The sequence below is a fragment of the Pseudarthrobacter sp. NPDC092202 genome, from assembly GCF_044755505.1.
In the GTDB taxonomy this organism is placed as follows: Bacteria; Actinomycetota; Actinomycetes; order Actinomycetales; family Micrococcaceae; genus Arthrobacter.
The window spans coordinates 61903-83559 of record NZ_JBIVRG010000007.1; the positions used below are offsets into that span (position 1 = coordinate 61903).

Below are 21657 nucleotides of genomic sequence, written 5' to 3' on the forward strand. Positions count from 1 at the left end.
GGGCCTGCCGAGAGAAAGGCCGGGCACGATGGAAGCCGGACACAAGGAAACAGGTACGACGACGGCAGGGGAGTCCCGCCGTCGGTCCCCCGTTTTCCCGGGTGCAGGAGTCCTGCTCGCCGGGGCCCTGGTGCTTTCCTCCTGCGCGGCCGCCCCGTCCCAGCCGGTTACACCCCCGCCTGCCAACCAGGCAGCGGCGGGGCAGCCCGTAAACCCTGCGCAGCCCCTAAACTCCGCCCCGGCCCCATCCGAAGGCCCGGCCCAGCCCGCCCCGGCCCAGCCCGAAAGCCCTGCCCCGGCCCCAGCGGCTGCCGGCAGCCCGGCGGCAATCCCGAACATTCCCGTGCGCCCGGCGGCCCCGGCGGCCGTGAGCGCGGCGCCAGCCCCGGTCTCCCTTACCGTTGCCGGCACCCCCATCAACATGCCGGTGGTGCCGGTGGGCGTATCCGGCGGCGGCGCCATGGAGATTCCTGACGCGTTCGACCTGGCCGGCTGGTACCGCTTCGGGCCCGCACCGGGTGCCGCCGCGGGCACGGCCGTGATCGCCGGGCACATCGATACAAAGTCTGACAACGCGCCGTTTTCCGCCTTGAAGTCCGTGGCTGCCGGAACCCTGGTGCAGGTGGGCCGTGAGGGCGCTCCCACCTTGAATTACCGGGTGGTGGGCGTTGAGCTGATGGCCAAGGACCGGTTCGACGGAAGCTCGGTGTTCCGGCGGTCCGGGCCCCACGAACTCAAAGTCATCACATGCGGCGGCAAGTGGCTGGACGAACGAATGGACTACAGCGACAATGTGATTGTCACCGCGGTCCTGGAGTGAGCGGTGATCCTGCCATGATTGTCGCTACCGACGCTGCGAAGGAGCCCCGTTTGGTACCTCCCGACCAGGCTCCGCCGGGGTGGGAAGACGGCCTGACGCCGTCCTTCCTTGCAGGAGATGAACGTGCCCTGGCAGCCGCCTACCGGGAGTTTGCCCCGCTGGTCCACACCCTGGCGCTGCGTTCCCTGCCGGACCGTTCAGCGGCCGACGACGTCACGCAGGAGGTCTTCATCCGCGTGTGGCGCTCGCGGAGCACCTTCAATCCCCAGGTGGCCAGGCTGCCGGCGTGGATTGTGGGCATCACCCGGAACGTCATCTCGGATACCTTGTCCGCTTCCGCCCGTGAGGTGCGGAAAGCCGTGGCAGCGGCCGGAGCCGGCATGGCGGAGGACGCGGGCACCGGCCATGAAGATGCCGAGCTCCTGGCTGACAGGCTCCTTTTGGACGGGGAGCTGGACCGGCTCGGCGAGCCCCAGGGTTCCATCATGAAGCTTGCCTTCTACGATGACCTGACGCACGAACAGATTTCGAGGAAACTTGGCCTGCCTCTTGGTACGGTCAAGAGCCATATCCGCCGCAGCCTGTCCCACCTAAGAAACAGATTGGAGGTAAACCATGCCGCATCCTGATCCGGAAGAGTTATGCCTCCTTGCGCTGTACGACGACTGGGACGACAGCAATACCCGTGACCACCTACGGGTTTGCCCCGAATGCGCGGCGGATTTCGCGGCACTGCGGCGCACCGTGGAGGCCGTCAAAACACCGCCCGAAACCAGCCGCCTTGAAGTGCCCGGCCCCGGCGTGTGGGCCGGGATCCACCGGGAGCTGGGGCTTTCTGAATCCGTGCAGGACGACCCCCTGGCCGGCGTCAGGGAACATTACGGAACTGTCCGGCCGGGATGGGCGCCGGCGGAAACCACTGCGGGTGAAGTCGCAAGGGATTCCAGGGGCGGCGGCCAGGACGCCGGCCGGGATACGGGCCAGGATGTCCGGCAGGCGGATGAATCCGCCGCGGAACGTGAAGTGCCGGCCGAGCCGGTGTCACTGCAGGAGAGGGCCGCCTCCCGTGCTGCCTCGCGCCGGTCCCCGGCATGGTGGCAGCGTCCGGGACCATGGATGGCCGCTGCCGCGGCTGCGGTCCTGGTAACCGCCGGAGCGGTGTGGTCCCTCAACCAGGCGCCCCGGCCGCTGGCGGAGGCCGACCTGGCGCCGCTGCCCAAATATTCCGCCGCCGGGTCAGCAAGGGTTGTGGAAACCGCAGACGGGTCCCGGGCGTTGGAGGTCCGGCTCAGCAAGGACGAGGCTCAGGGCTACCAAGAGGTTTGGCTGATCGCGCCCGACCTCTCGCGCCTGGTCAGCCTGGGCGTCATGAACTCCGACTCCGGAACTTTCCAGTTGCCGGCCGGCCTGGAGATCTCGGAGTACCCGATTGTGGACGTCTCCGACGAGCCTGTTGACGGCAACCCCGCCCACTCAAGCGTCAGCATTGCCAGGGGCACGCTCGCCACCTGACCTGCCCCGCCGCCGCACCATGGGAACCAGCCTGGTCCACTGCGTAAGTACGGCTGCGGCTGTCAGGGCCGCGGCTGCGTGAAGGTGCAGCATCAGGTGCAGGGAGTGCGTGGCGCCGGTTGCGTCCGGGGCGGGGCCGCCGGAAGTGGGCACACCCGGCCCTTCCGGGATGGACGTCGCGCCGTGGTGGCCCGGCAGTGTGAATCCGCTGGCCGTGGAGAATGCGGCGAAGGCCAGGTGCAGCAGCTGCTGTGCCACTCCGGCTGCGACGAGGACTGCCCACCCGGGCAGGCGGTGCCGCCCGGCCATTGCGGCGACCATGCCCAGCAGGGCGGCCAAAGCGACAACGATGGGCACCCCGGGCGCCTGTCCTCCGGCGGCCAGGTGGGCGGCCAGTCCCAAGGCGGTTGACACCGGCCCGGCGGCCCACGCGGGGGAGTGGCTCCCTGCTGCAGGTGCAGGCGTATCCGTGTGCCCAACGGCGCGCACGCCTTCCATGGTTCCCCCTCCTGTTTCCCTGCCGCTTCCAGTCTTCCTGCCCGTACCCCGCTTGGCCGCTCCTCAGTCACTTCCGGCACGCCCTGTCTCCAGGGGGCCAGTCTCAGGCGGGGCCGCTGCCCCTGCTCCCCGGCCATTTCTTTCCACCTCTGGCAGCCGCCGCGTGGCTGTTGACTTCCCGCTTGTTAGCGCTCACAATTAACACAGGCCGCGAAGTGGCGGCAGCTATGGAGGAACTTTTCTTATGGACGCAGTGGACGCTCCGGACTCGTTTGTTATTGGCGTGGACTATGGAACGCTTTCTGGCCGCGCCGTGGTGGTACGGGTGCGCGACGGCAAGGAGCTTGGCAGCGGCGTATACGACTACCCGCATGCCGTGGTGACTGGCGCCCTGCCGGAGGACACGGCAGGCCGCAGTGCTGACGGACAACCCGTGCGCCTTCCCGGGGAATGGGCCCTTCAGGTGCCGGACGACTACCGTGACGTCCTGCGCCATGCGGTTCCCGCAGCACTGGCTGAGGCTGGGATCGACCCGGCCGCCGTCGTCGGCATTGCCACCGACTTCACCGCCTGCACCATGGTGCCGGTAAAGGCGGACGGTACCCCGCTGAACGAATTGCCCGGTTTTGAGAACCGCCCCCACGCCTACGTGAAGCTCTGGCGCCACCATGCGGCGCAGCCGCAGGCCGACCGGATCAACCGGCTCGCAGCGGAACGCGGCGAAGACTGGCTGCCCCGCTACGGCGGGCTCATCTCCTCCGAATGGGAGTTCGCCAAGGGGTTGCAGCTGCTGGAGGAAGACCCCGAGGCGTACGCCGAAATGGACCACTGGGTTGAGGCTGCGGACTGGATTGTCTGGCAGCTGTGCGGCCGCTACGTCCGCAACGCCTGCACGGCCGGGTACAAGGGGATCTACCAGGACGGCCGCTACCCGTCGGAGGACTTCCTGGCCGCCCTGAACCCGCAGTTCAAGGACTTCGTCAGCGCCAAGCTGGAGCACGCCATCGGCCGGCTGGGGGACGCCGCAGGGCACCTCACCGCCGAAGCCGCGGCCTGGACCGGGCTGCCGGAAGGCATTGCCGTGGCCGTGGGGAACGTGGACGCCCACGTCACGGCGCCGGCGGCGAAGGCCGTGGACCCCGGCCAGCTGGTGGCCATCATGGGAACCTCCACCTGCCACGTCATGAACGGCACCGAACTCCGTGAAGTGCCCGGCATGTGCGGGGTGGTGGACGGCGGCATCGTGGACGGACTGTGGGGTTATGAGGCCGGCCAGTCCGGCGTGGGAGACATCTTCGGCTGGTTCACCAAGTACGGAGTGCCGCCCGAATACCACCAGGCAGCCGAAGCTGCCGGGCTTGGCATCCACGAGTACCTCACGGAACTGGCGTCACGGCAGGCGATCGGCGAACACGGGCTCATCGCCCTCGACTGGCACTCGGGCAACCGCTCGGTTCTGGTGGACCATGAGCTGTCCGGGATCGTCGTTGGACAAACGCTGGCAACCCGGCCCGAGGACACCTACCGCGCACTGCTGGAAGCCACAGCCTTCGGCACCCGCACCATCGTGGACGCCTTCCGGAACTCCGGCGTTCCCGTGAAGGAGTTCATCGTTGCCGGCGGCCTGCTCAAGAATCCGCTCCTCATGCAGATCTACGCCGATGCCACCGGGCTGCAGCTCTCCACCATCGGGTCGGCCCAGGGGCCGGCACTCGGTTCGGCCATCCACGCCGCCGTGGCCGCCGGGAAGTACGCCGACATCCGGGAGGCGGCCGCCGCCATGGGCTCCGAACCCGGCGAGGTGTATACCCCCATCCCGGAAAACGTTGCGGCCTACGAGGAACTCTTCCAGGAGTACAAGACGCTGCACGACTACTTCGGGCGCGGCAGCAACGATGTGATGCACCGGCTCAAGGCCATCCAGCGCCGGGCTGCCGGTGCAGTGCTTCCCGGCCCCGCGGCAGCATCGCCGGCCCGCGCCACGGCAGGGGTGTCCGCATGAGCGCCGGAATCCTGGAAACCATTGCCCGCGTCCGGGAAGAAGTGTGCACCCTGCACGCCGAACTGACCCGGTATCAACTCGTGGTGTGGACAGCGGGCAACGTCTCTGCCCGGGTTCCCGGCCAGGACCTCATGGTCATCAAGCCCTCGGGTGTCTCCTACCAGGACCTTACGCCGGAACAGATGGTGGTCACGGACCTGTACGGCGAGCCTGTCGCGGGAGACGCGGCAGGTGAGTGGGGGAACCCGCCGCTCTCGCCGTCGTCGGACACGGCGGCGCACGCCTACGTCTACCGGCACATGCCCGACGTCGGCGGGGTAGTGCACACGCACTCCACCTACGCCACCGCCTGGGCAGCCCGCGGCGAAGCCATCCCGTGCGTGCTCACCATGATGAGCGACGAGTTCGGCGGCAGCATCCCAGTGGGGCCGTTCGCCCTCATCGGCGACGACTCGATCGGCCACGGGATCGTTGAGACGCTGAAGAATTCCAATTCACCGGCGGTGCTCATGCAGAACCATGGGCCGTTCACCATCGGCAAGGACGCGAAATCGGCAGTCAAGGCAGCCGTGATGTGCGAGGAAGTGGCCCGCACCGTCCACATTGCCCGGCAGCTGGGCGAGCCGGTGCCGATTGACCAGGGCCACATCGACTCCCTTTACGCCCGCTACCAGAACGTCTACGGCCAGTAACATTCCGGCCGGACCCGCGGCCGCAACGTCCTAAAAACTTTCGCAGGAGAATTCATGAGCACCGCAGCAAACACTTCCCTTGACGGCTACGAGGTCTGGTTCCTGACCGGCAGCCAGCACCTCTACGGCGAGGACGTCCTCAAGCAGGTGGCCGCCCAGTCGCAGGAGATCGCCAACCAGCTGAATGCCAGTTCTGCCGTCCCGGTGCAGATCGTCTGGAAACCGGTCCTGACCGACTCCGACGCCATCCGGCGCACAGCGCTGGAGGCGAACTCGGACGATTCCGTCATCGGCGTGACCGCCTGGATGCACACGTTCAGCCCGGCCAAGATGTGGATCTCCGGCCTGGACCTGCTCCGCAAGCCGCTGTTGCACCTGCACACCCAGGCCAACCTGGAACTGCCCTGGGCGGACATCGACTTCGACTTCATGAACCTCAACCAGGCCGCGCACGGCGACCGCGAGTTCGGGTACATCCAGTCCCGCCTGGGCATCGCCCGCAAGACCGTCGTCGGGCACGTCTCCAACCCGGAGGTGGCCCGCCAGGTGGGTTCCTGGCAGCGCGCCGCCGCGGGCTGGGCCGCCGTCCGCACCCTGAAACTGACCCGCTTCGGGGACAACATGCGCAACGTCGCCGTCACCGAAGGGGACAAGACGGAGGCCGAGCTGCGCTTCGGCGTGGCGGTCAACACCTGGTCCGTCAACGAGCTTGCCGACGCCGTGCACGGTGCTGCGGAGTCCGACGTCGACACGCTGGTTGCCGAGTATGAGGACCTTTACGACGTGGTTCCGGAGCTCCGCGCAGGCGCGGCACGGCACGAGTCGCTCCGCTACGGCGCCCGGATCGAGCTGGGGCTGCGCAGCTTCCTGGAGGCCAACGGCTCTGCCGCGTTCACCACCTCCTTCGAGGACCTGGGCGCGCTCCGCCAGCTCCCCGGCCTGGCCGTCCAGCGCCTGATGGCGGCCGGCTACGGCTTCGGTGCCGAGGGCGACTGGAAGACCGCCATCCTGGTCCGCGCCGCGAAGGTCATGGGTGCGGGCCTGCCCGGCGGCGCGTCCCTGATGGAGGACTACACCTACCACTTGGCCCCCGGTGCGGAGAAGATCCTGGGCGCGCACATGCTGGAGGTCTGCCCCTCGCTCACTGCCGCGAAGCCGCGGCTGGAGATCCACCCGCTGGGCATCGGCGGCAAGGAGGACCCTGTCCGCCTGGTGTTCGACGCCGATGCCTCCGCGGGAGTCGTGGTGGCCCTTTCGGACATGCGGGACCGCTTCCGCCTGGTGGCGAACGCCGTCGATGTGGTTCCCCTGGACCAGCCGCTGCCCAACCTTCCGGTGGCCCGCGCCCTCTGGCAGCCTAAGCCGGACTTCGCCACCTCCGCCGCGGCCTGGCTCACGGCGGGAGCTGCGCACCACACCGTTCTGTCCACGCAGGTGGGCATGGACGTGTTCGAGGACTTCGCCGAAATCGCCAAAACAGAGCTGCTCACGATCGACGAGGGAACCACCATTCGGCAGTTCAAGAAGGACCTGAACTGGAATGCTGCCTACTACAAGCTGGCAGGCGGGATCTAGCTGCCGAAGTGTGCGCGGGGCGGTCCTTCGGGGAGCTTGTCCAGGATGTCCTCGGCCACCCTGCGCACCTTGATGTTGCGGTGGCTCGACGCCTTGGCCAGGATGGCGAAAGCCTCGTGGTAGGAGCACCTGTTCTGGGCCATGATCACTCCGCACGCCACGTTGATGGAGGTCCGGCTGTCCAGGGCTGAGCGCAGGTCCGTGGCGGTGGACCTGGCTGAATGCAGGCTGACGGCAACTTCCAGGCTCTTGGCCGCAAGGCCTGCGAAGCTGCGGGCTTCGGAGATGACCTGAAGCGGGAACGCCTTGGCGTCCTGGGCAAACAGTGCCAGGGCGGCAGGTGCGTCAGCCGGGCCGGTACCGTCGCCGTCGGCATCGGTTGCGATCCGAAGCCTGATCCCCATGGCACTGCCGAAACCCGCCATCTGCAGCTGGGTGGAATACCGCGGCCAGCGGAAATCACCGTTGCGCTGGAGCACGGCCACCGGATGGTGGCCGGCCAGCACCTCGTGCAAAGGGCCCTCGCCAGCCTGCTGCTCCCACTCCAGGAGCTCCACAACGCCCCCGGAGGTGCCGGTAACGGCGGAATTCCTCTTCGGCTGGTGCACCACAACGCCGCATTCAATCCTCAGGCCCGCGGCCCGGACAATTGTCCGGACGGCTGCGGCGGCAAGCACGTCAAGGGATTCACCTAGGTTGTGGGTGCCGCTGACCAGGTCGAGGAGGAGGTCATCTTGGGCGCCGCTGTCCGCCGGACCGGCCTCGCCCGCCGCGGCCAGCGCCGCCGGAGCGTGCTGTGCAGGCCGGCGGCCTTTGCCCTTCTGCGCATGAAGAGGGCCGGCGACGGCTGGGGGAGAGGCCTTGGTCTCAAAGGCCTCCTCGTCGCCGGCCCCGTTTAGTACCCGTGCCCTGCGGGCCGGGAAAGCCGAACTTATGTTTTGTGCGTGCATTGCAGTCTCACACCCCCTCGTGAGACAAGTACTACGAGTCAGAAGTCGTCTTGCCTCTGAGAAGAACTTAGTTGGGCCATCCGCGCCGGTGAATGCGTAAGGGATACCCGTTTTTCAGATTAGGTACTACTTGGATTTCGGCCGGCGCCGCATTCGTTTCGCCTTTGCCGCGGGTGGCCGGGAATAGGGCTGCCCGAATCCCGGCCTGCCTCCACTTGCCACCTTCCCTGCAGCTGCTTGACTCCTGCCACGGCAGCGCCAAGAATGTTTTCTATAACGTTGTACAAATGAGAAACGAGGAAGTTTTCGTGACCACTGCAGAACCAGCCACCGCCAGGATCACCATGGACCCCGCCTTCGCTGTGGGGCCGGTCCGGCGGCGCACTTTCGGTGCCTTCGTGGAGCACCTTGGCCGTTGTGTCTATACCGGGATCTTCGAGCCCGAACACCCGAAGGCGGACCAGGACGGTTTCCGCAGCGACGTGCTGGAACTGACCCGGGAACTCGGAGTCTCCACCGTCCGCTATCCCGGCGGCAACTTCGTGTCCGGCTACCGCTGGGAGGACGGCGTGGGTCCCGTGGACAAGCGCCCGGTCCGGCTGGACCTCGCCTGGCACTCCACCGACCCCAACCTGGTGGGCGTGGACGAGTTCGCCAAGTGGTCCGCCAAGGCAGGCGTCGAGCCCATGATGGCCGTGAACCTGGGCACCCGGGGCACGCAGGAAGCGCTTGATCTGCTGGAGTACTGCAACATCGACGGCGGCACGGCCTTCTCGGACCAGCGCCGGGCCAACGGCGCAGAGGAGGGCTACGGCATCAAGATGTGGTGCCTGGGCAACGAAATGGACGGCCCGTGGCAGATCGGCCACAAGAACGCCCTTGAATACGGGCGGCTGGCGGCAGACACCGCCCGCGGCATGCGGATGATCGAACCTGACCTGGAACTCGTGGCGTGCGGCAGTTCGGGGCCCACCATGGACACTTTCGGTGAGTGGGAGCGGGTTGTCCTCTCCGAAACCTACGAGCTGGTGGACCTGATCTCCGCCCACCAGTACTTCGAGGACTTTGGCGACCTGCAGGAACACCTCTCCGCCGGGCACCGGATGGAAACCTTCATCCAGGACATCGTCAGCCACATCGACCACGTGAAGTCGGTGAAGAAGTCCACCAAACAGGTCAACATTTCCTTCGACGAGTGGAACGTGTGGCACATGAGCCGCGACGAGTCGCGCGCGCCCACCGGCAAGGACTGGCCGGTGGCCCCGGTCCTCCTCGAGGACACCTACACCGTGGCGGACGCCGTCGTCGTCGGTGACCTGCTGATCACCCTGCTCAAGAACACGGACCGCGTCCACTCAGCCAGCCTGGCCCAGCTGGTGAACGTCATCGCTCCCATCATGACCGAGCCCGGAGGCCGCGCCTGGAAGCAGACCACCTTCCACCCGTTCGCCCTCACCTCCCGCCACGCCTCCGGAACGGTGCTTCAGCTCGCCGTCGAATCCCCGCTGGCCAGCGGCGGGAAAACCGCCGGCTTCGCCGCCGTGTCCGCCGTCGCAACGTATGACGCCGCCAAGGGTGAAGCCGTGGTCTTCGCCGTCAACCGCTCCGCCACGGATGCGCTGGGCCTGGATGCCGTGGTGTCCGGCCTGGGCAGCGTGCGCGTGCTTGAAGCGGTGACCTACGCCAACAAGGACCCGTACTGGCAGGCAACCGCTGATGATTCGACGTCGGTCCTGCCTACGGAAAACGTCACGGTCAAAACGGACGGCGGCAGGCTCACTGCGGAGCTGCCGGCCGTGTCCTGGTCCATGATCCGGCTGGCCGTCAACCAGTAACCCTGTCCAGGAGTTTTTGTCCAGGTATGCGGAGATAAACCGCCCACAACCCTGCATATCTGGACAAAAACTCCACGGGGAGGGACGGCATGACGGCGGCGCCACGCCTCTGGGAGGATGGACGGCATGGAACTGCACATCACGGGTGATCCCGCCGCGGACAAGTTGTTGAGTGAGGACGCCTTCGCGTTGCTGACAGGGATGCTGCTGGACCAGCAGGTGACCATGGAATCGGCCTTCGCCGGTCCGGAGAAAATCAGGGCACGGATCGGATCCGTGGAGCCCGGGGCCATCGCCTCGCAGGATCCGGGCGAGTTCGTGGAGATGTTCAAGGAACGTCCGGCCGTCCACCGCTTTCCCGGCTCGATGGCGGCCCGCGTGCAGGCGCTCGCTGAGACCGTGCACAACGATTGGGACGGCGACGCCACCGCCATCTGGACCAGGGGCAACCCGGACGGAGCCGAGGTGCTGCGCCGGCTCAAGGCCCTGCCCGGCTTCGGTGATCAGAAAGCCAGGATCTTCCTTGCGCTGCTCGGCAAGCAGTGCGGACTGCAGGCTCCCGGGTGGCGTGAAGCGGCCGGGCACTACGGAGAGGAAGGCTCCTACCTCTCCGTGGCAGACATCGTGGATCCGGAATCCCTCGCCAAGGTGCGGGCCAGCAAGCAGGCCGCAAAGGCAGCCGCGAAAGCGGCGAAGGCCTGACCGCACTTCATACGCCGCGCCGCATACGCCGCGCCGCAGTGACCATGCGTGGCCGGCGGGTGCAGCGTGGCCGCGAAATTCTGCAACGATGTATGGCAGGAACTGGCGGAACCACCTAAAGGAGCCATGATGGCGGTCACCATGAATGACGTTGCGAGGGCGGCGGGGGTGTCGCTCAAGACGGTCTCCAACGTGCTCAACGACTACGAGTTCATTCGCCCTGCCACCAAGAAACGGGTCCAGGACGCCATCGCGGAGTTGGGCTACGAGGCAAACCTGACGGCCCGGAGCCTGCGTTCCGGGAAAACCAGGATGCTGGGCCTGGTCCTGTCCGACCTCTCGGCGCCGTACTACGCGGAACTTGCCTCCAGGCTGATGAAGGCCGCCTCCCGCCGCGGCTACCGGGTCCTGGTGGAACAGTCGGACGCAGCGGGAGAGGTGGAACTGAACGCCCTGCAGGGCCCGTTCCGGCAGCTCACCGACGGCCTGCTGTTCACCCCATTGGTTATCGACGCGGACACCATTGCCGCCCGGCTGGGAAAGAAACCCCTGGTTTTGCTGGGCGAACACATCCTGGATCCCCGGTTCGACCTGGTCACCATGAAAAACGGGGAAGCCGCTGCCGCCCTGACCGCCCACCTGCTGGCCGGCGGATGCCGCCGGATCGCCGTCATAGGCGCCCACCCGGACCAGTCCGCCGGCAGCGTGGGCCTGCGCCTCAACGGCTACCGCAAGGCCCTGGATGAGGCCGGCGTTCCCTTCGACCCGGCGCTGATCGCCCCGTGCGACTGGCGCCGGGACAACGGCGCCGCCGCCGTCGCCGGTTTGCTGGACAGGGGCGTGGAGTTCGACGCCGTCTTCGGCCTGAACGACGTCCTGGCCCTGGGTGCCATGCACGAGCTGCTGATCCGCGGCCTGCAGGTGCCCCGGGACGTGGCGGTGGCAGGCTTCGATGACATCGACGAGGCCCGGTTCGCCTCGCCTTCCCTGACCACCGTCTCGCCGGGCATGGAGGAGATCGCCGAACGGTCCATCAGCCTGCTGATCGACCGGATCGAGGGGCGGGAGGCGGAGGGCCAGGCAGCGCACATCGAAGCCGGATTCCAGCTGGAAGTCCGAGAGTCGGCGCCCCACGTGCCCTGAACCAGGTTTCGCCCGCCCAACCTCGGGGTACTTCTCCGGCAGACCAACGAGGAAAGGTGGCCCCATGATTGCCCTTCTTGTCATTGACATGCAGAACGCGTTTTTCGAGGCGCCGGAACTTGCCGCGCAGCAGGAGCGTCTGGTGGCGTCCTGCAACAAGCTGATGGAGGGCTTCGAAGCGAGCGGGCACAAGGTCCTGCTGGTGGGGACGGAACACGAGCGGGATAAATCCACCTGGTCACTGAACATGCTGGACGATGACCAAGGCTTCATTTTCCGCGGCAGCAGCCAGGCGCAGGCGGTGTCCGGCTTGGCCACCGGGGGCCTGCCGCAGCTGACCAAAACGCGGGACAGCGCGTTTGTGGGAACCAACCTGCTGGCCAGGCTGCGCAACTGGGGCGCTGAGGAGATCGTGCTCGCCGGGGTTTCCACGCACAACTGCATCGCCCAGACGGGCGCGGACGCGTTCGCCCACAACATCCGTGTCACGTACGCCAAGGATGCGATGGCCTCGGAGGACAGCCAGGACGCAGCGGACATGCTGCGCATCCTCTCCACGAGCTACCGCCAGCCGGTCCAGTCCAGTGACGAAATCCTGGCACGTCTCGGTCAGCCGTAACACCCCGGCTGCCTCCGGCGGTGACGCCCGCTGCCGGTCTTAGCCGCTGAGCCTCCCCACCTTTTGGAGGGCACGACGGCGTGTCCCGGCCACGCGCCGTCGTCCTCGCCTTCCAGAGCGTGAAACTTGGGGAAATTCAGCGACGCGCACCCGTGCCCGGTGAATGGAGAGCCGGGCATAACAAACCTGAAACGTGGCGGAAACGTCCGCAACCTACTGTGGGTCCCACGCCGCCGCAAGCGGCCCGTTGAAGGGACCAACATGCACCTGATGCCGCGCGAGCAGGAAAAGCTTTTGATCGTGGTGGCCGCCGACCTCGCGCGCCGCCGCCAGGCCCGCGGCCTCAAGCTCAACTACCCCGAGGCTGTGGCCATCATCAGCTACGAACTGATCGAGGGAGCCCGCGACGGACGCAGCGTAGCTGACCTCATGAGCTACGGCACCACCCTTCTGGGGCGGGAGGACGTCATGGAAGGCGTGCCCGAGATGATCCACGACGTGCAGATCGAGGCAACCTTTCCCGACGGCACCAAGCTCGTCACTGTCCACGATCCGATCCGCTGAGAGGGCACGCCATGATTCCAGGAGAGTACGTCTTCCGGTCCGGGCCGGTGACGGCCAACGCCGGGCGTGAGGCCATCGAGGTTGCAGTCACCAACACCGGAGACCGCCCCGTGCAGGTGGGCTCGCACTTCCACTTTGCCGAGGCCAACGCCGCGCTGGCCTTCGACCGGGAAGCCACGTACGGGCGGCGTCTGGACATCCCCGCCGGGACCGCGGCACGGTTTGAACCGGGGGACTCGCGCAGCGTCCGGCTGATAGAACTGGCCGGCGCCCGCGAGGTGTACGGGCTCAGCAATGCAATCAACGGAAAGCTCGACGGCGCCACCCGCCTGGGCGGGTCCGTCACGGAAGGGGACGGCAAATGAGCTTCGAGATCCCCCGCCGGCAATACGCCGACCTTTACGGCCCGACGACGGGCGACGCCATCCGCCTGGCGGACACCGACCTGTTCCTGGAGATCGAGAACGACCTCACCGTCTACGGCGAGGAGGTTGTCTTCGGCGGCGGCAAGGTGATCCGTGACGGCATGGGCCAGAACGGCCAGGTGGTGCGGGATGAGGACGTCCCGGACACCGTGATCACCAACGTGGTGATCCTGGACTACACCGGGATCTACAAGGCGGACGTTGCCATCAGGGACGGGCATGTCTTCAGGATCGGCAAAGCCGGCAACCCGCAGATCACCGACGGCGTGGATATCATAATCGGCGCCAGCACCGAGATCATTGCCGGTGAACGCAAGATCCTCACTGCCGGGGGAGTGGACAGCCATATCCACTTCATCTCCCCGGACCAGATCCCCACGGCGCTGACCAGCGGCATCACCACCATGATTGGTGGCGGAACCGGCCCTGCCGAAGGCACCAAAGCCACCACCGTGACGCCCGGAAAATGGCACATCCAGCGCATGCTGCAGGCCGCCGAAGGCTTCCCCATGAACATCGGCCTGTTCGGCAAGGGGCACGCCTCCGCCGTCGAACCCCTGGCTGAGCAGATCCGCGCCGGGGCCATCGGGCTGAAAGTGCACGAGGACTGGGGCTCCACCACCTCCTCGATCGACACCTCCCTCACCGTGGCTGACGAGTACGACGTCCAGGTGGCCATCCACACGGACACCCTCAACGAGTGCGGCTTTGTGGAGGACACCATCCGCGCCATCAACGGCCGCGTCATCCACACGTTCCACACCGAAGGCGCCGGCGGCGGGCACGCCCCGGACATCATCAAAATCGCCGGAATGCCCAACGTCCTGCCCGCGTCCACCAACCCCACGCTGCCGTACACGCGCAACACCATCGAAGAGCATCTGGACATGCTCATGGTGTGCCACCACCTCAACCCGGACATCCCGGAGGATGTGGCCTTCGCCGATTCCCGGATCCGTGCCGAGACCATTGCCGCCGAGGACGTCCTGCAGGACCTGGGAATCTTCTCCATCACGTCCTCGGACTCCCAGGCGATGGGCCGGGTGGGGGAAGTGGTCACCCGTACGTGGCAGGTTGCGGACAAGATGAAGAAGCAGCGCGGGGTCCTGGCAGCTGACGACGGCGGCTCCCACGGCAGTGCGGGCAGCGACAACTTCCGCCTCAAGCGCTACGTGGCCAAGTACACCATCAACCCGGCCATCGCCCAGGGCATCGCGGACTCCGTGGGGTCCGTGGAGGTGGGCAAGTTCGCGGACCTGGTCCTGTGGGATCCTGCCTTCTTTGGCGTCAAGCCGGAGCTGGTGATCAAGGGCGGGCAGATCGCCTACGCGCTGATGGGGGATGCCAACGCCTCCATCCCCACCCCGCAGCCGCGCACCATGCGGCCCATGTTCGCCGCGTTCGGGAAAGCCGTGCAGCAGTCCTCCATCACCTTCCTGTCCAAAGCCGCGATCGACGCCGGGGTTCCCGCGGAGCTTGGGCTGGAGAAGGTCATCCGGCCCGTTTCCGGCATCCGCTTCCTCACCAAGGCGGACCTGAAATACAACGACGCCACGCCGGACATCCAGGTGGACCCCGAAACGTACCAGGTGACGGTCGACGGCGAAGACGTCACCTGTGAACCGTCCGATGTGCTGCCCATGGCCCAGCGCTACTTCCTCTTCTGATTTCTTCCAAGCCCTCGGAGACCCAGTGATCATCGAAAAAGTTCTCGGCAACCTGCACGAGCTGCCGGACCCGGCCACCTACGCGAGCCTGCACCAGGAGAAAGTGGTGTTGCCGAGCGCGCAGCTGGTCAGGCGGATCCAGCGCGCCACAACGGACCACGGCAAGGAAATCGGCATCCGGCTCCCGTCCGGCTCCGGCGACCTGCGCGACGGCGACATCCTGCACGTCGAGGACGCCAACATGATTGTGGTGTCCGTGCTGCCCACCGACGTCCTGGTGATCGCGCCACGGACCATCCACGAGATGGGCGTCGTGGCCCACTCCCTCGGCAACCGGCACCTCCAGGCCCAGTTCTTCGATGCATCGTCGGAATACCAAGCTGAAGTCATGGTGTGCGCCTACGACCACACCGTCGAGGACTACCTTCTCCACGTGGGTGTGCCCTACTCCCGCCAGGAACGCGTCATGCCTGTACCTTTCCGCCATGCTGAGCACAGTCATTAGCTACCAGTTGGCGCTCCAGCAGCTCACCGACTCCGCGCTTCCTACTGGGGCTTTTGCGCACTCCCTTGGGTTTGAGACTTATGTCGACGCTGGGCTCGTTTTTGATGAGGGATCTTTTAGGGTGTGGCTCTCTGCTTTTATCTCGCAGTCGCTTACTTACTCCGACGGGCTGGCTATCCGGTTCTTCTATGAGGGGTGGGATGTTGGGGAGCTGGATGAACTGTTGTCCGCCTCACTGTTGCCTCGGCAGGTTCGGGAGGCTTCCGTGAAGATGGGCGGGCGGCTGCTGGAAATTGGCGCGGAGGTCTTTCCCTCGCCTGCGCTGGAACTGTACCGGGACCTGGTGGCCACCGGCCGGTCCGCGGGGCACCAGCCGCTGGCGTTCGCCGTCGTCGCCCGTTCGCTGGGGGTGCCGCTGCAGGAGGCGCTCGCCGCCTACCTTTTCGCCTCCGTCACGTCCCTAACGCAGAACGCCGTCCGCGCCATCCCGCTCGGCCAGAACGCCGGGCAGCGGCTGCTTCGCCAGGCGGCCGACGACGTCGCTGCCGCGGTCGAACGGGTCTCCCACCTGACGCCGGACGACTTTGGGGCCGTCACCCCCGGACTGGAAATTTCGCAAATGCGGCACGAACGCCAACGTGCCCGGATGTTCATGAGCTAGCAGGAGGACAATATGACTGAACCTATCAAGATCGGCATCGGCGGGCCCGTGGGCGCAGGGAAGACCCAGCTCGTGGAGCGGCTCACCCGGCACATGAGCGTCGAGATCTCCATGGCCGCCATCACCAACGACATCTACACCATCGAGGACGCCAAAATCCTGGCCACCAACGGCATCCTTCCCGTGGACCGCATCATCGGCGTCGAAACCGGCGGCTGCCCGCACACCGCCATCCGCGAGGACACCTCCATGAACACCGCCGCCATCGAGGAACTCAAAGCCCGCCACCCCGACCTGCAGGTCATCTTCGTCGAATCCGGCGGTGACAACCTCTCCGCCACCTTCAGCCCCGAACTCGTGGACTTCTCCATCTACATTATCGACGTGGCCCAGGGTGAGAAGATCCCGCGGAAGGCCGGCCAGGGCATGATCAAATCCGACCTCTTCATCATCAACAAAACCGACCTCGCACCCCACGTCGGCGCTGACCTCAACGTCATGGAACGGGACTCGCGGGAATTCAGGGGCGCCAAGCCGTTCTGCTTCACCAACCTCAAGACCGACGAAGGCCTCGACAAGGTCATTGACTGGGTGAGGCGCGACGTCCTGATGCTCGACCTCGCGTCATGACCACGACGGCGGTCGCCGGGCCCGTCCACGGCGTGGCACCTATGGGGGTGCTTGAGCTTCGGGTCGCTGTGCGTGGGGAGCGTTCAGTAGCCGCGCACCAGTACCATCAGGGGGCTCTTCGCGTTTTGCGGCCTCACTATCTCGATGACTCGGGGCAGGTTTGTTATGTCGTGGTGAATCCTGGCGGGGCATATCTTGGAGCGGATCTCTTTGTGCTGGATGTGGAGGTCCAGGATGGGGCCGACCTGCTGTTGACTACCCAGTCCGCTACGAAGGTTTACCGGACTCCCGGGTCCTTTGCCGAGCAGCGGATGACCCTTCGGCTGGGGGAGGGGGCCCGGCTGGAGCTGATGCCGGACCAGCTCATCGCCTACCGGGAGGCCAGCTACCGGCAGCGTACGCACATCACCTTACGGCCGTCGTCGTCCCTGGTCATGGCTGAAGTGGTGACTCCGGGATGGTCTCCGGACGGCGCCGCTTTCCGGTACGAGGAAGTACGGCTGCGCAACGATATCCGTGTTGAAGGCCCTGGCGGAACCCGGCTCCTGGCCCTCGACAATCTCCTGATCCGGCCGCCGGCCGGGGATGTCACGGGAATGGGGTACATGGAGGGCTTCAGCCACGTGGGCTCGCTGGTGGTGGTGGACCCCAGGGTGGACCAGGCGCTCGCCGACGACCTGCATGCACTGACCCTGGACCGCGATGCCCGTGCAGGCGTTTCCCTGACCGGCACGGTCTGGGGAACCACCGGGCTGGTACTGCGTGCCCTCTCCAACAGCACCGGCGAACTGAACTGCCTGCTCAATGCCTGCGCCAACCTCCTCCGGAAGCGATGGCACGGGCAGGAACCCCTGAACCTGAGGAAGCACTGATGACAGTCCTCACGAATTTCGCCACGCTGTACCGCCGGCGGGAATCGCTGCCGCTACGGACCCGCCTGATGTTCACCTTCGGTGCCGTGGCTGCCTTGCACGCGGCCGCCGTCGTCATCCTGCTGGCCGGCAACGCCGCAGGCTCCGGCGCGGAGCCGCTCATGTGGGGGTTGGTGCTCACGGCCTACCTCGCCGGCGTCAAGCACAGCTACGACTGGGACCACCTCGCCGCGATCGACAACTCGACCCGCAAGTTTGTGGCGCAGCGCCAGGACCCGGTGAGCGTGGGCTTCGCCTTCAGCCTCGGGCACAGTTCGGTGGTGACGCTGGCAGGGATCCTGGTCATCGCAGGAGCCGGCCTGGTGGGCCAGTTCATGCAGGACGGGACCACGGGCAACCTGGTGCTTGGCCTGATTGGAAGCGGTGTTTCGGGGCTGTTCCTGCTGGCCATGGGCCTCTTCAACGGCTCGGCCTTCGCCCGTTCAGCGCGGGCCTTCCGCCGGGCCCGTGCCGGGGCGGCGATAGGGTCCAGCGACCTTGAGCCGCACGGACTGGTGGCGCGGCTGCTGGCCCGGCCGCTGTCCAGGGTGCGGCGGCCCCGGAACATCTACGTGATCGGATTCCTGTTCGGGCTGGGCTTCGACACCGCCACCACCATCGGGCTGCTGATGATGACGACGGCGGCCTCGCTGGCGGGAGTGCCACCGTTCGGCCTGCTCGCCCTGCCGCTGGCGTTCACAGCGGCGATGACCCTCTGCGATTCCGTGAACGGGGTGGCCATGATGCGGATGTACCGTTCCGCGCTCGATGACCCGCAGCGGCGGCTGGGCTTCAATGCCCTGGTCACCGGCATCTCGGCGGTGTCCGCCCTGTTCATCGCAGCAATAACGCTGGGCGGGTTCACTAATGCCGCCTTCGCGCTGGAGGATCCCCTGACGGTGTGGCTGGGATCAATAGACCTGGGCGACGCCGGCCTGCTGCTGGTGGCGCTGCTGCTGGCGGTGTGGGGAGCGGCAGGAGTGACGGGGCGCCTGGCGGGCAGCCGCAGGCCCTGAATGCGCAGGCCCTGAACGCCCAGGCGCTCAGCACCTCAGGCGGCCACCCGGCCCCTGGCCTGCCGGCGCTGCCTGCTCTTCCCCTGGGCCCGCCGCGGGGCGCGCGGCCCAGCGAGGACCTCCCCGCCGTCGGGAATTGCGGAGTCTGCGTGGACCTGGGCCCCGTGCTCGATCAGGACCCCGGAGCCGATCCGTGAGTGGCTGCCGATGTTCGCACGGTTTCCCACCACCGTTCCCCGGCCGATGCGCACGCCGTCGCCAATAATGGCACGATCGCCGATCGTGGCATCGCGGTCAATCCAGCTGCCGTGGCCGATCCGGCAGCCGGAACCCACCTTTGCCCCCGGCTCCACATACGTCATGGGTCCGATGCGGGTAGTTTCCGGGACCGAGGCTCCGGGGGCAACGAGCCCGCCGCCGTTAACATGCCGGACGTACCGGGTGACCTTCCCGGCGTCGTCCTCCACTGAAACAAACTTCGCGTTCATTCAATCCCTCGTTAACCGGAGCGGCGCTTCAGCCGCACACTGGGTTAACGGTTCACAACTCAAAGGGATTCCCGAACGGCGCCGGGCAGCCCTTCCGCTACGGCAAGGCCTCCCCGTGCTGCGCGCCTTCTTCCTGGTCAGGGGCGGCAATCTCCTCCGTCAGCAGCAGCGCGGTCCCCTGATAGGCAGGCAGTTCGAGGAAGAAACTGTGCAGGTCGTCAACCTGGCCAACTGTTGCGCCGCTGAACAGGTCGTGGACGGTGGCGCCGGGAACCAGGTGGCTGGACTGGATGCTGCCGGAAATATCCTGGTCGGAGAAATTCAGCACTGTCACCTCCAGCGCCCCGCTCCCCAGCCGGATGACCATCACCAGCAGGCCGCGGTGTGAAACGTCCGGCACGTCCAGCAGGGCCCCGGTGGCGATGCCGTGTTCTTCGCGGACAGCCAGGATCCGCTGGAGCCGCCTGGCGTAGGAACCCAAGTTCTGCAGCTGGTCGGGGAGCGGGCCATACAGGCTGCGGGCGCGCGGCATGCCCGAGGAGGAGGATTCAGCGTCCGGGCTGGTGCCCATGATGTCGTGGGCCCCGCGGTTGATCCAGCGGGTGTCGCCCTGGGCCGTGAGTTCCTCGACGCGCTTGCGGTCCAGCGCGGTGATGCCGGCAAGGTCCCAGCCGGACAGGGCGAAGACGCCCGGCTGCAGGGCGTTGTACATGGAGAGGAGGATGTGCACGTCAAGGATCTGCGCCTCCTGCTCCGGAGTGACAGCGTCAGGGTCCTGGACCCCCAGGGCGGCCATGATGAAGCTGACCGTTGTGCAGGCGATCCCGTTGGTGGTGAACACCGCGTTGTAGGGGGCGTTCTCCCCGGTGAGGCGTTCCCGCATGGTCTGCTGGACCTGCTCCGCGAGCTGCGCCCCCGTAAGTTCCTGGCCGTTGAGCTCAAAGATCTCGTCCCGGTGCCCGGCGGCGAAGTGCATCAGCTCGTAGGTCAGTTCGTCGTGGTTTTGCAGCGCGTGGACCAGTGACGCCTGGTCCACTCCGATCTCCATGGACAGGCGGAGCGTCAGGCGCAGCAGCTCGGTGTCGGCGGTGACCAGCGCGTAATGGTAGGCCGGCCGGGTGATGAAGTCGTAGGAAAGGTCCGGGCCCGCTTCCGAGGTCGCCTTGATGTCGTCGATGGTCAGGTTCAGCTCCTGGAAGGAGAACCCGCCCACCTTGCGGATCATGGATCCGATGAGCTGGTTGGCTGCCTCGGAGAGGGGATGCCCCTCGGACCAGCCGGGCTGCTCCTCCGCACTCTTTTCCACGCCAAGGAAGCCGTTCGCGTCGAGCCTGAGCGCACCGGTGCCAAGGTCAACCAGGGAGTGCAGTGCGTCGCCGACCACCAGGCGCATCCCGGCAAAAGTGGGATCCAGCCAGTTGATGGAGGGCTGGCCTGCCTTGAAGTAGTGGAGGTAGACCCAGCGGCGGGTTTTCCCTGCGGTGTCAACGATCGCCCGGGTTGCGCTCCAGTTCGTCTCCTTGACGCCGGGCTCGTAGAAGATGACCCGCTGCAACCGGCCGATGATGTATCCGGCCTTCTGCAGGGCCTGCTCGGAGTCGGGGCTCAGGTTTACCGAGTCCTGCCCCTCGGGGACGTCCGGCAGCAGGTGCCAGTCCTCCTCCGGGATGTCAATCATGTGGTAGATCCCCGGGTAGTCCCGGAAGTTCATTTCGGCAAGGCGGAAGTCGGCGCCCTTCCCGGTGTGCCCGGGAACAATGTCATCGATGATCGTGCCGCCGTGGTCTGCGGCCACCTGGCACATGGAGCGGAACTCGTCCTCCGTGCCAAACACGGGATCGATTGCCATGCTGATCCGGTCAAAGTGCCCGTCCACGCTGGGGGTCTGCGACCAGCCGCTGATGCCGCCGGCCAGTTTGACCGGGCCCGTGTGGATGGCCCTGATCCCAATCTCGCTGAACGCTTCCCACATGGCCGGATCGCCCAGGGCGGAGAGGAAGGACTGGCTGGACCTGGTGATGAAGGACAGGGGATAGGCGGTGAACCATACGGGTGCACGCTCAACCGCAGCCCGGGGATTGGGATGCGCGTAAGAGTTCTGCCACATGCTGGCCTGCCCTGAGAGCTGCCGGGCCAGCGTGTTGGCGTCTCCCAGCATGGCCTGGTTCCGCAGCCACTCAACGTAGGCGGCGTTGCGCCCGTCGAATTCGAAGGACGGCCTGGTGGCGAAATATTGGCGCCGCCGCGCAGTGGGCCTCAGCGCCTTGGGGCGGGCCGGATACAGATGTTCATCGAAATTGACGTCCGGGTCCACTGACGGTTCAGCAGCTGCTTCCTCGTTTTCGCCGGCAACGGTCTCCGCTTCAAAAACTCCGTCGCTGGTCTTCGGTTCCCGCATTGAGTCCTCTTTCTACAGTTGGTCCCGCGGTCCCAAGGCGTAAT

At 66.5% G+C, this 21657-nt stretch carries 22 protein-coding genes; 18 read left to right on the plus strand and 4 right to left on the minus strand.

Annotation, left to right across the window (positions count from 1 at the left end; all coding sequences use genetic code 11):
* Window positions 1–28 precede the first annotated feature (28 nt).
* The 3 genes from ACIQF4_RS12455 to ACIQF4_RS12465 are packed head-to-tail and all read left to right on the plus strand — an operon-like array spanning window position 29 to window position 2332.
* Complete coding sequence (locus tag ACIQF4_RS12455; protein ID WP_400515841.1) at window positions 29–820, plus strand: class F sortase; 792 nt, start codon at window positions 29–31, stop codon at window positions 818–820.
* A gap of 50 nt (window positions 821–870) precedes the next feature.
* Window positions 871–1449, plus strand: coding sequence for an RNA polymerase sigma factor (locus ACIQF4_RS12460; protein ID WP_400515842.1), 579 nt, complete (start codon window positions 871–873; stop codon window positions 1447–1449).
* Window positions 1436–2332 carry an anti-sigma factor gene (locus ACIQF4_RS12465; RefSeq protein WP_400515843.1) on the plus strand — a complete coding sequence of 299 codons (897 nt, stop codon included), beginning with the start codon at window positions 1436–1438 and terminating at the stop codon, window positions 2330–2332. The genes ACIQF4_RS12460 and ACIQF4_RS12465 overlap by 14 nt, the downstream gene beginning before the upstream one ends.
* On the opposite strand, the gene ACIQF4_RS12470 is transcribed toward ACIQF4_RS12465, so the two are convergent.
* On the minus strand, window positions 2294–2830 hold the full coding sequence (locus ACIQF4_RS12470) for a hypothetical protein (RefSeq protein WP_400515844.1): 537 nt from the start codon (window positions 2828–2830) through the stop codon (window positions 2294–2296). The two genes, ACIQF4_RS12465 and ACIQF4_RS12470, sit on opposite strands and share 39 nt — an antisense overlap.
* Before the next feature lie 244 nt (window positions 2831–3074).
* Here ACIQF4_RS12470 and araB point away from each other — a divergent pair, with 244 nt between their 5' ends.
* Genes araB through araA form a run of 3 tightly spaced genes read left to right on the plus strand, consistent with a single transcriptional unit; the run spans window position 3075 to window position 7099 of the window.
* Window positions 3075–4832, plus strand: coding sequence for a ribulokinase (gene araB / locus ACIQF4_RS12475; RefSeq protein ID WP_400515845.1), 1758 nt, complete (start codon window positions 3075–3077; stop codon window positions 4830–4832).
* A complete protein-coding gene (locus ACIQF4_RS12480; RefSeq protein ID WP_400515846.1) occupies window positions 4829–5524 on the plus strand; it encodes an L-ribulose-5-phosphate 4-epimerase in 696 nt (231 codons plus the stop codon). Before araB ends, ACIQF4_RS12480 begins: the two co-directional genes overlap by 4 nt.
* Before the next feature lie 54 nt (window positions 5525–5578).
* On the plus strand, window positions 5579–7099 hold the full coding sequence (gene araA / locus ACIQF4_RS12485) for an L-arabinose isomerase (RefSeq protein WP_400515847.1): 1521 nt from the start codon (window positions 5579–5581) through the stop codon (window positions 7097–7099).
* Here the strand turns inward: araA and ACIQF4_RS12490 are convergent.
* Window positions 7096–8049, minus strand: coding sequence for an ANTAR domain-containing protein (locus tag ACIQF4_RS12490; protein ID WP_400515848.1), 954 nt, complete (start codon window positions 8047–8049; stop codon window positions 7096–7098). The genes araA and ACIQF4_RS12490 overlap by 4 nt on opposite strands.
* A 287-nt stretch (window positions 8050–8336) precedes the next feature.
* On the opposite strand from ACIQF4_RS12490, the gene ACIQF4_RS12495 reads away from it, so the two are divergent.
* From ACIQF4_RS12495 to ACIQF4_RS12550, 12 genes are all read left to right on the plus strand, one after another.
* The gene (locus tag ACIQF4_RS12495) at window positions 8337–9884 is read left to right on the plus strand and encodes an alpha-N-arabinofuranosidase (protein WP_400515849.1); all 1548 of its coding nucleotides are present in this window, start codon (window positions 8337–8339) and stop codon (window positions 9882–9884) included.
* Window positions 9885–10001: 117 nt separating this feature from the next.
* On the plus strand, window positions 10002–10586 hold the full coding sequence (locus ACIQF4_RS12500) for an HhH-GPD-type base excision DNA repair protein (RefSeq protein ID WP_400515850.1): 585 nt from the start codon (window positions 10002–10004) through the stop codon (window positions 10584–10586).
* Between the two features lie 129 nt (window positions 10587–10715).
* Window positions 10716–11729 carry a LacI family DNA-binding transcriptional regulator gene (locus ACIQF4_RS12505; RefSeq protein WP_400515936.1) on the plus strand — a complete coding sequence of 338 codons (1014 nt, stop codon included), beginning with the start codon at window positions 10716–10718 and terminating at the stop codon, window positions 11727–11729.
* Window positions 11730–11793: 64 nt separating this feature from the next.
* On the plus strand, window positions 11794–12348 hold the full coding sequence (locus ACIQF4_RS12510; protein WP_350001202.1) for an isochorismatase family cysteine hydrolase: 555 nt from the start codon (window positions 11794–11796) through the stop codon (window positions 12346–12348).
* A gap of 261 nt (window positions 12349–12609) precedes the next feature.
* On the plus strand, window positions 12610–12912 hold the full coding sequence (locus ACIQF4_RS12515; RefSeq protein WP_066273243.1) for an urease subunit gamma: 303 nt from the start codon (window positions 12610–12612) through the stop codon (window positions 12910–12912).
* Window positions 12913–12923: 11 nt separating this feature from the next.
* Window positions 12924–13277 (plus strand): urease subunit beta, encoded by a 354-nt coding sequence (locus tag ACIQF4_RS12520; RefSeq protein ID WP_400515851.1) that lies wholly within the window; start codon window positions 12924–12926, stop codon window positions 13275–13277.
* The gene (gene ureC, locus ACIQF4_RS12525; RefSeq protein WP_400515852.1) at window positions 13274–15004 is read left to right on the plus strand and encodes an urease subunit alpha; all 1731 of its coding nucleotides are present in this window, start codon (window positions 13274–13276) and stop codon (window positions 15002–15004) included. Before ACIQF4_RS12520 ends, ureC begins: the two co-directional genes overlap by 4 nt.
* Window positions 15005–15029: 25 nt before the next feature.
* Window positions 15030–15509 (plus strand): urease accessory protein UreE, encoded by a 480-nt coding sequence (gene ureE, locus ACIQF4_RS12530; protein WP_400515853.1) that lies wholly within the window; start codon window positions 15030–15032, stop codon window positions 15507–15509.
* Window positions 15490–16170, plus strand: coding sequence for an urease accessory protein UreF (locus tag ACIQF4_RS12535; protein WP_400515854.1), 681 nt, complete (start codon window positions 15490–15492; stop codon window positions 16168–16170). Before ureE ends, ACIQF4_RS12535 begins: the two co-directional genes overlap by 20 nt.
* 12 nt (window positions 16171–16182) lie before the next feature.
* Complete coding sequence (ureG, locus tag ACIQF4_RS12540; RefSeq protein ID WP_400515855.1) at window positions 16183–16800, plus strand: urease accessory protein UreG; 618 nt, start codon at window positions 16183–16185, stop codon at window positions 16798–16800.
* A 41-nt stretch (window positions 16801–16841) separates the two neighbouring features.
* Window positions 16842–17672, plus strand: a complete 831-nt coding sequence (locus ACIQF4_RS12545) for an urease accessory protein UreD (RefSeq protein WP_374152986.1) — start codon at window positions 16842–16844, stop codon at window positions 17670–17672.
* Window positions 17672–18727: a nickel transporter gene (locus ACIQF4_RS12550; RefSeq protein ID WP_350001188.1), complete on the plus strand. Its 1056-nt coding sequence runs from the start codon at window positions 17672–17674 to the stop codon at window positions 18725–18727. Before ACIQF4_RS12545 ends, ACIQF4_RS12550 begins: the two co-directional genes overlap by 1 nt.
* A gap of 35 nt (window positions 18728–18762) precedes the next feature.
* Here ACIQF4_RS12550 and ACIQF4_RS12555 read toward each other — a convergent pair whose 3' ends face one another.
* Entirely contained in the window at window positions 18763–19215 is a 453-nt protein-coding gene (locus tag ACIQF4_RS12555; RefSeq protein ID WP_350001182.1) for a transferase, read from the minus strand.
* Window positions 19216–19312: 97 nt separating this feature from the next.
* The gene (treS, locus tag ACIQF4_RS12560) at window positions 19313–21613 is read right to left on the minus strand and encodes a maltose alpha-D-glucosyltransferase (RefSeq protein WP_400515856.1); all 2301 of its coding nucleotides are present in this window, start codon (window positions 21611–21613) and stop codon (window positions 19313–19315) included.
* Window positions 21614–21657: the final 44 nt, after the last annotated feature.